Here is a 13,093-nt window from a genome sequence, read left to right as displayed (position 1 = left end):
CTTATAACGCTAAACCCAATCCAATATTTCTCAATATTTTACACTATATTTGTTTCCATTAGAAACAATCATATGTTTCTAATAATAACAAATGAAACATAAAGAACCAAAAATATTTTTCACTAATAACCTCAAGTTCCTTCGTGAGCGTAAAAAAGTGAGTCAGACGGTACTTGCAGATGCCATCAATGTAACGCGCACCAAACTTGCGCTGATCGAAATTGGAAAAACCAAGGCGATGGAACCGCATTTCCTATTGTCCATATCCAATTATTTTAAGATCAGCTTAGACACCTTATTGACGGTCGATATCAGTAAACTTGGAGAATTGAAAATTCGCGATCTACAGGCCGGAAATGATATCTATATTAAAGGTGGAAATTTACGAGTACTTGCCATCACTGTCGACAAGACGGATCATGAAAATGCAGATTACGTACCCTTACAAGGAAAGGCAGGATATATCACAGGAGGATATGCAGACCCGCTCTATCTAGCTGAACTTCCAAAATATCAGATTCCAAATCTTCCTAAACATCGCACCTATCGCACCTTTCCCATCCATGGGGATTCCATGTTGCCTTTTCCACAAAAAATGGATGTCACGGGTAAGTTTATCGAAAACTGGGATCAGGTTAAGCCCGAAACATTGGCCGTCGTCGTCCTCAAGGGGCAAGATATTGTCTTCAAATCCATCAGCATACTAGAAGGCGGCTTTTTACAGTGTCGATCATTAAATCAGATTTACGAAATCTTTTCCATCCCCTTTGAACAGGTATTAGAAGTATGGGAATTCCATAGCTATCACACTACATCCTTGCCAGAAACACCAACAGTCATAGAATCCGTGCTGCAAAGTTTAGAAGAAATTAAAGATCTCATCACCAATAAGAATTAAAGAAAAATACGGGTTCAGATACAAAATCTGACTTCACCCGAAAAGTTAAACAACGTTCATTTTTAATTTAGATGGATATGCCCAATATTTTATCGGGCATATCCATCTAAATTCCACTTTCGGCATTACGTTTTTTTAGACCATACCAATTCAACTGCTTCTGTGATACCTTGCATCGTTATACTGTGCAACATCACAAACAGCAGGATCAATGTGATATAAATTTAGGGTGAATTAAATTTTCAATAGAATAGATTTCTTCCCATTTCGCCTGCGTAATTAACTTCCGTTCGATCACCACGATTTCATAGATGGACTTTCCTGTTTTCAAGGCCTCTTTCGCGATCAAAGAACATTCTTCGTAACCTAAGATCGGATTTAATTGCGTGACAATTCCTATACTTTGCATCACCAGATTTTTACTATGCTCCACATTCGCCGTGATTCCGACGACACATTTATCCTTCAATGTACGGCAAGCCTTAGTCAAATACTGTAAAGACGTAAACAGCGCCATCCCTATTACAGGTTCCATCACATTTAGTTGCAATTGCCCAGCCTCTGCTGCCATCGTCACGGTAAGATCAGCACCTATCACATAATAGCAAGTCTGATTCATCACTTCGGGGATCACAGGATTAACCTTTCCAGGCATGATGGAAGAACCTGGCTGCATAGCAGGTAAGTTGATTTCATTGAGACCACATCGCGGTCCGCTACTCAGCAAACGGAGGTCATTGCATATTTTACTCAATTTTATGGCATTTCGCTTCAGGGTGCCACTCAATTGCACCAGTGCTCCCGTGTCATAGGTCGCCTCTATTAAATCGGCAGCAAGGGTCACCGGTACCTCACTGATCTCTGCCAGATACTTGACACAAAGTTGCGCATAACCTTCAGGAGCATTTACACCCGTACCGATGGCCGTAGCTCCCATATTCACTTCCGTGATCAGCAGTGAAGCTTCCCGCATGCGCAAAACATCTTCACCTAAAGTCGTTGCAAAAGCATTAAATTCTTGACCAAGAGTCATTGGAACTGCATCCTGCAATTGCGTACGTCCCATTTTTAAAATGCCATCAAATTCTCTTCCTTTATCAAAAAAAGCCGCTTGCAATTCTTCCAAAGCAACAGAAAAGGAGGCAATTTTTAAGTATACCGCAATTCGAAAAGCAGTAGGATAAGCATCATTGGTACTCTGTGATAAATTGACATCGTTGTTGGGATGCAAGTAAATATATTCTCCCTTTTTATGCCCCAAGTATTCCAGTCCTAGATTAGCAATCACTTCATTGGCATTCATATTGGTAGAAGTACCTGCTCCCCCCTGTATCAGATCACTGATAAACTGATCCGTAAATTCACCTGCGATCAAACGGTCACAACCGTAAGCGATCGCTTCCGCTTTTTTGGGATCCAAAATTCCCAGATCCCGGTTTGCCAAAGCCGCCGCCTTCTTTACATAACCAAATGCCTGGATAAAAAGAGGTTCACTACCGATTGGGATTCCGGTAATATCGAAATTCTCCTTGGCGCGCAATGTCTGTACACCATAATAGCAATCGTTGCTAATTTCCTTTTCTCCTAAAAAATCATGTTCAATTCGAGATGATGTCATCATATATTGTATTTTTTATATTAAATCGCAGATTCACGGATCAGGAATAGAGCTGTTTCCCTCTTAGTTGTGTATTTAGCTACCATTTCTGTTTCAGATATCTAATCCATAGAGTCTTACAGGGAGCAGTACTTCGATCGAGCACTGCTCCCTGTTGTAAAACCCTTGTGTAACACAAAATGTTTTATGAAAATCAAAATTATAAAGCATATACCTGATGCAAACCAGATTAATCAAAAGTAGCCCGATGTCAACCACAAAAACAAACTTTTCAGTTGAGCAGCTAAGGTCTATTACGCGTATTCATTTCCCTTAATCAGAGTAAAAAATCACTCTTAGATTATCCATCCATTCTAACAATACTCTGATATGCATCTGGCAAAGAAAAATGCCACAGCATTGTCAACAAATACTTCAAATAAATATTTTTTTTATATTGCACACAATATAATTGCAGATAACTTGTTACATTTGTAGCGCAAACAAAAATGATATGAAAGATCTTTTAAAGTTGGACAACCAGCTCTGTTTTCCGCTCTATGCATTGAGTCGTGAAATCATACAGCGTTACCGCCCTCATCTTGATGAGATCGGACTCACCTATCCACAATACCTTGTATTGATGGTGCTGTGGGAAAATGATAAGCAGACAGTCAACCAGATCGGACACAAATTATTGTTGGATAGTGGTACACTGACTCCCTTACTAAAGCGTCTGGAGCAAAAGGAGATTGTCCTGAGACAACGCAGTACGGTAGATGAGCGAGTCGTTGAAATTTCCTTAACAACTATAGGGATTGAGTTAAAGAAAAAAGCAAAATGCATCCCAGAGAAATTAATTCAAGAACTGGAAATAACACAAGAAGAAATTGACTCTATACGCAGCATAGCGGACAAAATATTAAAATTAAAATAACAACAAGTAGTAAAAGCCTGAATCGTTGATTGTGACTCCATGCCCATCAACATCTACGGAAAAAACATCTTTTCCACAGATCAAAAACAATTGGAGTCGCATTTCAGATTAGGGTTAACACCTTTTAAAATTAAAAACAATGACATTAATAGCAGATCTACAGTGGCGTCATGCTGCAAAAGCATATGACCCGACCAAAAAAGTAAGTAAAGAGGATATCGAAAAAATTGTAGAAGCAGCCCGTTTAGCACCAACATCATCGGGACTTCAGCCTTTTCGAATAATAGTTGTCGAAAGCCAAGAAATACGTGAGCAATTAATGGCTGGAGCATTAAATCCAGAATGTATGCGCGACTGTTCACACCTACTGGTATTCGCCGCTTGGGATCAATATACAGATGAGCGTATCGATAGCATTTACAACCGTACTACCGAAGAGCGGGATCTACCAGCTGGACGTTTCAATAGCTATACCGACATGATCAAAAAGCTATATGCTTCACAAACTGCAGAAGAACATTTTATACACACTTCAAAGCAGTCTTATATTGGACTGGGTCTTGCCTTGGCACAAGCTGCTGAATTGCGAGTAGACAGCACTCCAGCAGAAGGTTTTGACAACCAAGTGATCGATAAAGTACTTGACTTAGCTAGTCTAGGTTTAAAAAGTGTATCATTGATGTATGTTGGATACCGAGACGAAGAAAAAGATTGGTTAGCACCCATGAAAAAAGTAAGAAATCCATTAGAAGAATTTGCAATTAATAAATAATATCTCACGTTGCAGTTAAACGAATGACAGTCTTTTACCGTTAATCGACTACTGCAACCCGATAACTTAAAGGGTCTAACGTTTCAATTGCTCCGATAAAGTAAAACATTTATTAAGAGCAGTTCGTTACGCTAGACCCTTGTTGTTCAATGATGACTTGATTGAGAAATTGAGAACCAACGTTATTGTTATATGTAGTTATCTTCCGCAAGTGGATCAGTTTGATTATTTTTCGTGTAAAATTGCTGTCATTTCCAAGCTCAATATGGGAAAGGAAAGAAAACATCTTTTAGCTTTATTGTTCTTATTAAAAATTCTCATATTAGGGATCAAATCATGGAAAAACAAGTAAACGCAGATGAATTTGTAGAACGTTTTATGTTTGGTAGTTTAGACCACCTCAAATATATGCGTTCACCGGTAAAGATCTTTCGACTTAGCGAAATTGCACCCTATATTAAATTTCCAACTCCCCCCATTTTTCTAGGTTACAATTTACTAGTACACATTACCGAAGGCTATTTCAAGCACCAGATTGGTCCGAAGGAATACGTTGTCCAAGCGCCTGCTATCCTAATGAGTAACTATGGAAATATATCGGTGATCAAATCGGTAGACAAATCTGCCAAAGGACACTGTATATTGGTCAATGATGCCGCGATGACTTCCATATTCCGAGAGCAAGAAATCTTAAATATTTTTAATATTTCACCGTTGCATAACCTTTCCGCGGAGGATGATCATGACCTGCATCAACTCTTTAGGCTCCTTTACAAAGAACTTCACACCGCATCGCCGTATAAAGAGTTGTTTGAGAGTCTTTTAAAATCGGCATTATTAAAGATTATCAAGCTTTCTGCCACCAACAAGATGCTCAATCGTAGTCAAGAGATTGCCATGATGTTTAAACAGCTTGTCCACAAGAATTTTTTAAAACAGAAGGAGATTGGATTTTATGCCGATAAGCTCGCCGTTTCCCCTAATTACTTAAACAGGTGTGTATCCACCGTATTTAAAAAATCATCCAAAGAGCTTATTCTAGAAGTATTGGTCATGCATAGCCAGTTGCTGCTATTCGAATCAACAAAAAGCATAGCCGACATTTGTTACGAATTAGACTTCTCCGATCCGTCCTATTTTTCGCGAATCTTTAAGAAAATTGTAGGCATGTCGCCAACCTCTTATCGAAATGAATCCAAATAGATTTTATTGACATATGCACGATTTGTCCTATTATTTATACTAAACAATACACATGGGTTACGTTTTTAGGCTTATTTTTGTAGAAAGCGATGGTCGATATGCAGTCAGTTTTCAACAAAATTTATGCTACTCCCCAAAAAAAATATTTTTTGGATTCAGGAATTTCGTTACCTTACCTATGTTCTTACTTTTCATCTGAAAATTTAAGAGACGGTGAACAACTAGCGTTTCTGCATATGCCCTTTCGTAATTGTTCATCATTTAATTCTATATTTCAAGATGCTTAACTTTTTAGAACAATCAACCATGACCCAAGATTTCGATATTTTCATATCCACTTTTAAGGAAAGATTATCCAGTCTATTTAATCACGAATACGATTACAATAAGCTAAGTCTATCGCGCGATTTGCCACCTGATTTTTTGAGCAAGATCATGGATATGACTCCCCTTTCGGTTGCTATTCCAGAAAGCCATGGTGGCCGTGGTGTTCACGTAAAAGAATGTTTAGGTGTTCTTGCTGCTGCATCCTATGAGTCGTTATCCCTATCGCTCATATTTGGTATCAATATCGCTTTATTCCTTGAACCACTAGCAAAATATGGTAATCTTTCTGTTCAGGAAAAAGTATTCAAGCGATTTTTGGAAGATAAGGCAATGGGTGGTCTGATGATCACAGAGCCTGACTTTGGTAGTGATGCGCTCAATATGCGTACCTCTTACGTACAACAAGATGATGCTTACCATATTCAAGGACAAAAGCATTGGCAAGGCCTGACGGGAGCCGCTGACTATTGGTTGGTTACCGCACGCAAGAAAAATGAAAATGGCGAACTGACGCGCGACATCGATTTCTTCTTAACCGAAGACGCACTTGAAGAACAAAAGATTATCGTCGAAAAACGTTACAATAGTTTAGGTCTGTATGCCATTCCTTATGGGCTGAATCATATTGATATCCAAGTCCCATCGGCACAGCGTTTAACGCCAGAAAGTACCGGTATCAAATTAATGTTGGATACGTTGCACCGTAGTAGGCTTCAGTTCCCAGGCATGGGTATGGGTTTTATCAAGCGTATGCTGGACGAAGCGATGCAGCACTGTCAGGAAAGACGCGTGACAGGTATGCGTTTAAATGAAATGGATACTGTAAAATTCCAATTATCACGTTTACAAGCAGCCTTCACACTCTGTTCGGCCATGTGTGCGTACAGTACCTCCGTCAGTTCAATCAGTCATGACCTTTCCAGCCATGGAGTTGATGCCAATAGCGTAAAAGCATTTGTGACCGATTTGATGCAAGAATCATCACAAATATGTTTGCAGTTGTCAGGAGCAAATGGATATCGATTAGACCACATTGCTGGTCGAGGCGTCGTAGACAGCAGACCTTTCCAGATTTTTGAAGGATCCAATGAAATGCTATACACGCAGATTGCAGAAGCCATCGCAAAATTAATGCGAAAAGGAAAAGAGAATAACCTGTTGTCCTTCTTGAAACAATATAAGGGAACAGAATTAGCTGCGCCATTCTTTTCCGAAATCTTAAACTTCAATCTTCCGGATCAACCCAAACAACGCGAAATGATGACCATAGGAAGAATCATATCACGTGTCGTTTGTTTTCAATACGTTTTATTGATAAACAATGCCGGATTTAACGATAAGATGACAGAGATCACCCGCCAGCATATCCATATGGATATATCGATGTTTGTCGGACAGTTAAACAGCAACAATACTGCAGATCCATTAATGGATTATGAAGAAAATGCCGATTGGATGAAGTTCACATCGCTATAATTTTAACGTATTTATATTTCAATGGCTGCAAAATAATCCGAACTATTTTGCAGCTATTTGCATTCCAGCACATCGAGTAGCGATCGCCATAACATACAGATCCTTTGATACGATAATCTATCTACTTGTCTTAAAAATAAGAATTTTATAAAAAAATTTAATTTGATAAGATAAAAAAGTGATGACGACACTATTTTAAAAATAGCTATTATTGAAGCTTAAAGGCATTAAATCAGTTGCTTTTAAACTCTAACATGTATAATAAAAAAAATAAATACAAATAATTTCAAATTTTCCGGTTTCCCGTAAAATCCCTTGTAAGGGAAATTTTATCTTTGTTATATTCACATTTGAGGTAGATGGGAATTTTTATTTACACAGTTTTCAACTGACTATGGCTTTCCCCAAAAAAGTGATAGTTGCTGCAAACACATTGATTAATCGGTTAGTTGGTTTATCAAGAAAAAGGGTTAGCATACAGATCGTAGGCTGACCCTTTTTCAATTTAAAGATACATTTCACATAAATACAACATGAAAATAGGATATATCGCAGTCATTTGCTTAAATTTAAACAGGATATAAAAAGAGAACAAGCGTTTCTTTTTCATTACCATTAAAAAACTCCTGTTTATGTTGAAAAAAATTATTTTGGCTGGCCTTTTTACGTGCAGCATTCATTTTTTAGCCCTTTCCCAATCTCATGAACTCCGATTAGGTATTAACGCTGGTTTTTCCAATTTCACAGGATCCGGCAGTGCAGCCCTCAGTAGCTTGAATGGCACAGACAAACAAAGTTATTACACCAACAATCCATTTGGCAAAAAATATGGAATCAATATTGGTGGCGCCATTAATTATCGCTATGTATTTAGCAGTAATTTTCTATTAGGTATCGAAGGATCTTTGGAACGTTTACAAACTAAAATAAATTTAGAGGGCAACGACTTTTTAAACAATAGCCGCGGCATGACCAAATTAAATCAGCAATTTTTAAATTTCAACCCTTTCTTTGGTTATCGTGTGCTTTTCGAGCCGATGACGATGGATATCCAATTGGGTGTCGATCTGGCCAAAACACTGAGCATAAAAGAAAAAGGAAGCGTCGAAGATAAACAAGGTAATATAACAGAATTTGAACACGACAGAGGTAATGATTTAATGAAGTTAGACATCAGACCCCGATTGCAATTTAATGTTAATTACGATCGCTATACCGTATTTACAGGATACTCTTGGGGTACCAAAGATTATACATCCGGCATGGATGGTAGGTCAGTCCAACCAGCCCGATTGAATGTCTTTCGATTTGGTATCCAATACCAATTGATCAAACCATCGATCCGTTAATCCAGATCAAACAAACTTTTTAATACCCATATAAAATCCTCCATGCTATTCAAAGAGATGGAGAATTTTGTATGGGCATACGTTCGATCCATTAGATCAGCCCGATATCTTTCGAATAAGCAATAAGCTGTTCATTTTTTGAAAACTCCAATACTTCTTTCATCAAGCTGAGACGCTTCTCCACACTGCTCAATCCCGAAGGTTTGACTTGTTGCTGTTGCAAATAAAATGGGATTTCTTTTTGGCGAACACCTTGTGACAATAGCGAAATAATATGGATATCCAGGGTACTAAATTCGTGAGAATTCTTTTCGCGAATCGACTGTTTAATTTCAGGAGATTGATACGATTTATCCTGCTGTGCAGCATGTAGTGCCTCCTTGAGATATTGTGCATCTCGTCTTGCTTTACGTACATAGCCATTAATCGCTCGATTTTTAAACAGTTCATCGATGACCGCAGTGCGGCTTTCAGCAGACAAAACAATGATTTTCAAACTAGGCTGTAAAAGTTTGACCGCCTGAATGAGTTCAATACCACCTGTTAAACGTTGCGGATTGTGATCCGCTTCAAAAATAAGATCCGTGATCAACAGATCATAAGGTTCACCATCTCTTAATGCGTTTTTAATCCAAGTCCATGCATCATCACAATAATAAACATATTTAGCCTCTTGAATCCCAAGTTCTTGGAGAGTTTTTTGAACCGAAATATTAGCTATTTCATGATCTTCGGCTATGAGTACTTTTTTAAACATACATTTTACATCTTTTATAGAATTGGGATCGAAATTTCAATTTTTAATCCCTTTTCTGCTTGAGTTACAAAGGTAATCTTGCCATTTAAATTGAAAATACGGTTTCCCGTACTGGTGAGACCGTTGCCTTTGACCTGCGAATCAGACATCCCAATTCCATTATCGCTGTAAAAAACACGTAATAAATCATGGTCCCAATCAAAGCGTATGACCACATTTGTTGCTTGACTATGTTTGCGCATGTTCACCATCAATTCCTGCAAGACATGATGGATCTGTTCTTTGGTATCGACATCGATGCGTCCCCATTTTTCAGCATCATTACCCGCAATAATCACCTTTCGGTTTTCGGTCACAAAAGACTTTAACAATTCAGCGATTTGGGTATGATCATCCTGTTGTTCTGGTTTCTTTACTTCGGTTTCATACGAAATATCACGTGATTTCTCGTACATCATTTCCAATCGGTCGAGTATACCATCCCGATCGATATCCTCCCTATTTTCAATCTCCGTCATTACCCGATACAATCCATTGGCCACCACATCATGAATTTTTCTGGAGATATTAAGCTGATTTTCTTTGATTCTATTTTGAGCTTCCAGTTGAAGACGCTCTTTACGCTTCTTATACCACAATGCTCCTCCCACAACTAACACCACACACAACATAGAAACAGCACCGATCCAGATACGTTGACGACTGATATTATAGGCCTTTTCGGCATTATCTTTTTGAAGACTTAGATTATCAGCTTTATTCTTTTCCACTTCATAACGGATCATGGTAAACTGATTTTTAGCAGCCAGACGTGTCTTTTGTATACTATCGTTTAGGGTATTATAAATCTCAAAATAATATTTCGAAGAATCGCTGGGACTTAACTTAATTAATTTTTTTAAAGCCCTAACTTGATCATCTGGACTTTTTATTTTTTTAGCCACCGCATACCTTCTTTTCGCAAAAATAAGAGCAGAATCCGAATTTCTTTTTTCGTAATAATCTGTAATATGCGAAAGACTTGAGTTTTGTCCCCACAGATCATGCTCTTTTTCACGTATTTTCAATGCGATTATCATTTTATTAATGGCAGAATATGTTGAATCTTTTAGCCACTTCACCCTAGTTAGGTTTGACAATACGCGCGCGTATTCAATTGGATTCTTATGCGTACCATGGATGATATCATCATATATTTTAAGCGCTTTTTCATATTCCTTATTATAGAGATAGGTATTTGCCAAGTTATTGCGATAGACCAATGTATTTTGCGGATCATCGGAATATTTAATTGCCTGCTCATAAAAAAAAATAGCACGTGGATAATCATTCAGTTCAACTGTTGCCATTCCAAGCGCATTAAAATTCATTCCGAGAATAGTTTGATGTTCAGAGTTTTTCTCATCAAGAAAAGGGATTGCCTGCAATGCTGTTTCCTGTGCTCCATAATAATCGCCCTGTTCTTGTTGGGTTATAGCCATATTGATCAAGCACTTTGCAACTTGTACACTATCTCCCTGTTCTAAATATATCTGCTTTGCTGCATTAAAAAAAAAGAAAGCACTATCTGCTTTACCTTTATCCAAATATTCAAAAGCTTTATCGTAGAATGAATTATTTATAGGCATCTCCTTTTGAAGAGGTTCTTGCCTACAAGAAATAAAAATGAAGAAGTATAAATATAAACTAAAGCGTTTCAACAAGGCAGCTATTTTGTTCTAAAATATCGAAATTTTAGAACAAATACAACTACATTTCCAAAACAAAATAAGGCAACCTGCCGTTGCCTTATTTTAGCTCTATAAAATAACTACTTATTTTGGACGAATTGGACCATTATCTCCACCAGTTTTAGGATCATTATCTTCCGTCTGTATACTGTACATCGTTTGGTCGTTACTTGTATTGCTATTGGAAGGATTTCCAAATAAAAGTGCTAAAATGAAATACCACATGTTTCAAAAAATTAAAAGTCAAAAACCTGGTAGTCCCGCGAGCTTCGTGCTCGGGGTTACTACAATGTTTTCAGAAGGCCTTCTGAATTTTTTGGGAAGTCTGTGAGTGGCTATCGCGGGAGCTTATTACTGCTTCCCAAACCGGTTAAAAACTACCGCGATAGTTACTCGTTCAAAATCTATTCGTCACTTTCCTAGAAAGGACTAGTTGATTGATCAACTGATTTCGAAATCAAATTTATAGCACTTAAAATTCTAATTATCAGACAATTCCAACATTTCCACATATTCCGCAACTATTCCAAAAATTCCGATTATTCCATGTGTAAAAAGCTCATAAATGATCTTGAATTTTACGGAAAACCGTAAAATCAGACCATATCGTTGGTTTAATTTTGAACAATGTTTGAATTTGAAGAATTTAAAAAAGAGGTTATTGGAACCTATAGAGACATGCTATTGCGACATGAATTGGATACTCGATTAGAGCATCCGACGCCAGGCAATTTGAGAAATTTAAGCCTCAAATTGTATGCAAATGGATTGTCGAAAGAAGATATCCAAGTATTTCAAGATTTCTTTAATCCTACGAATAAGTATGCTGATCTTGAAACGGGCATTCGTCGTTTTGAATTGGATAAATTGAAGCCACTTAAGAACTTTATGATGGCCAAGACAAGCAATCCAGATGAAAATATTGTCAAACTATTGGCTATACTGATCCAATTTTCGTCAAGACCATTTCATAAATGGCGTCAATTACGTCATCAAAAAAAAACAGTTCTTCCAAAACATCTAGAACATATAGAAAACCAGAATATTACAATTAAAACAGAGGGAAAATATGAAGGAATAGGGTGTCAACAAGTTGGTATGAAGGAGAGTGGAATGGTCGGAATCGACAATCGTATAGATGAGAATCAGGACATTCAACAACATCTTGATGAAAAACAGAGTAAAGAAGGAGCAGGCAACAAGAGTAAAGAAAAGGACATTCAAGATAGCCTAATCGAAAATTCCAATTTTAAAAATCAACATTCCAAAACACACTTTAAAAATAGATATAGAGGAGAAGAAATCTTTGCCGAAATAAAGAAAGAAAAAAGGTTAGAAAATAGATGGACTGGAATACAGCAACATGTATTATATACAAAAAAAGAAGGATCGAACAAAAATAGTAGCTCTGGTCTTCATCAAAAAAAGACACGATCATCATCCAACATATATCCAAAAGAAGATTGGATATTCCCTCAGGATAGTTTCTTCATGATCAGAACCCCTATTGCAGCAAAGGAAAAAAAAAGTAATACCATAAGTCTTAATTTCCAATGGAAACATCTTTGTTATCTATTGGGATTTACATTATGCATGATTTTACTATGCATAACCACATATTTTTTAACATCAAAGCTGCGCATGTGTTGGATTGAAGTCCAGTATGTGACTTCTGACTATCCCTATTATGATAAGCAGCAAGAAGTTCCTTTCCTTGACCAAGATCAATTCAGTTATTTTAAAAAAATAATAGCACCTCCCCAGACCTCAGCTACAACTGGTAGCAATCGGATTTCATATCCTAAATCGACTGCTAGTATTGTAGCAGGCCATACAACAGCCCATCATCCTCCAGCACTACGAGACTCTATAAAACCGACACCGCACTATGTTATCTTACTCTATGCCGGTGAAAACCATACAGAAGCAAGTATCCTAAAAAAGTACAGAAGCGATTAATCGACACGATTAAATAAGTAAAGCCACATTTCTCAACGTGACTTTACCAAACATATATGATTAATTAAACAGTAAACTAGTCGATTTC

At 37.4% G+C, this 13,093-nt stretch carries 11 protein-coding genes; 7 read left to right on the top strand and 4 right to left on the bottom strand.

What is annotated here, in order from left to right; translation table 11 throughout:
- Window positions 1-91: 91 nt before the first annotated feature.
- Window positions 92-898, top strand: a complete 807-nt coding sequence (locus B3P23_RS14055; protein ID WP_293927184.1) for a helix-turn-helix domain-containing protein — start codon at window positions 92-94, stop codon at window positions 896-898.
- Between the two features lie 208 nt (window positions 899-1,106).
- Here the strand turns inward: B3P23_RS14055 and aspA are convergent, their stop codons facing one another.
- A complete protein-coding gene (gene aspA / locus B3P23_RS14050) occupies window positions 1,107-2,519 on the bottom strand; it encodes an aspartate ammonia-lyase (RefSeq protein ID WP_293927181.1) in 1,413 nt (470 codons plus the stop codon).
- Between the two features lie 490 nt (window positions 2,520-3,009).
- Here aspA and B3P23_RS14045 point away from each other — a divergent pair, with 490 nt between their 5' ends.
- The 5 genes from B3P23_RS14045 (at window position 3,010) to B3P23_RS14025 (ending at window position 8,559) form a co-directional block, all read left to right on the top strand.
- Window positions 3,010-3,432 carry a MarR family winged helix-turn-helix transcriptional regulator gene (locus B3P23_RS14045; protein WP_248753093.1) on the top strand — a complete coding sequence of 141 codons (423 nt, stop codon included), beginning with the start codon at window positions 3,010-3,012 and terminating at the stop codon, window positions 3,430-3,432.
- 139 nt (window positions 3,433-3,571) lie between these two features.
- Window positions 3,572-4,204 (top strand): NAD(P)H-dependent oxidoreductase, encoded by a 633-nt coding sequence (locus tag B3P23_RS14040; RefSeq protein ID WP_293927177.1) that lies wholly within the window; start codon window positions 3,572-3,574, stop codon window positions 4,202-4,204.
- A gap of 336 nt (window positions 4,205-4,540) precedes the next feature.
- A complete protein-coding gene (locus B3P23_RS14035) occupies window positions 4,541-5,407 on the top strand; it encodes a helix-turn-helix domain-containing protein (protein ID WP_248753092.1) in 867 nt (288 codons plus the stop codon).
- 279 nt (window positions 5,408-5,686) lie between these two features.
- Window positions 5,687-7,210, top strand: coding sequence for an acyl-CoA dehydrogenase family protein (locus B3P23_RS14030; RefSeq protein ID WP_248753091.1), 1,524 nt, complete (start codon window positions 5,687-5,689; stop codon window positions 7,208-7,210).
- Between the two features lie 632 nt (window positions 7,211-7,842).
- On the top strand, window positions 7,843-8,559 hold the full coding sequence (locus B3P23_RS14025) for a hypothetical protein (RefSeq protein WP_293927170.1): 717 nt from the start codon (window positions 7,843-7,845) through the stop codon (window positions 8,557-8,559).
- A 91-nt stretch (window positions 8,560-8,650) separates the two neighbouring features.
- Here the strand turns inward: B3P23_RS14025 and B3P23_RS14020 are convergent, their stop codons facing one another.
- The 3 genes from B3P23_RS14020 to B3P23_RS14010 all read right to left on the bottom strand — a co-directional run bounded on the left by B3P23_RS14020 (window position 8,651) and on the right by B3P23_RS14010 (window position 11,271).
- A complete protein-coding gene (locus B3P23_RS14020; protein ID WP_293927167.1) occupies window positions 8,651-9,316 on the bottom strand; it encodes a response regulator in 666 nt (221 codons plus the stop codon).
- 14 nt (window positions 9,317-9,330) lie between these two features.
- Entirely contained in the window at window positions 9,331-10,944 is a 1,614-nt protein-coding gene (locus B3P23_RS14015) for a tetratricopeptide repeat-containing sensor histidine kinase (protein WP_293927164.1), read from the bottom strand.
- 186 nt (window positions 10,945-11,130) lie between these two features.
- Window positions 11,131-11,271, bottom strand: a complete 141-nt coding sequence (locus B3P23_RS14010; protein ID WP_293927162.1) for a hypothetical protein — start codon at window positions 11,269-11,271, stop codon at window positions 11,131-11,133.
- A 402-nt stretch (window positions 11,272-11,673) separates the two neighbouring features.
- Between B3P23_RS14010 and B3P23_RS14005 the strand changes: the two genes are divergently transcribed.
- Window positions 11,674-13,005: a hypothetical protein gene (locus B3P23_RS14005; RefSeq protein WP_293927159.1), complete on the top strand. Its 1,332-nt coding sequence runs from the start codon at window positions 11,674-11,676 to the stop codon at window positions 13,003-13,005.
- Window positions 13,006-13,093: the final 88 nt, after the last annotated feature.

The organism is Sphingobacterium sp. UBA6320 (genome assembly GCF_002440335.1).
In the GTDB taxonomy this organism is placed as follows: Bacteria; Bacteroidota; Bacteroidia; order Sphingobacteriales; family Sphingobacteriaceae; genus Sphingobacterium.
Note: the sequence above shows the minus strand (reverse complement) of the source record. Positions and strands in the feature narration are given on the sequence as shown.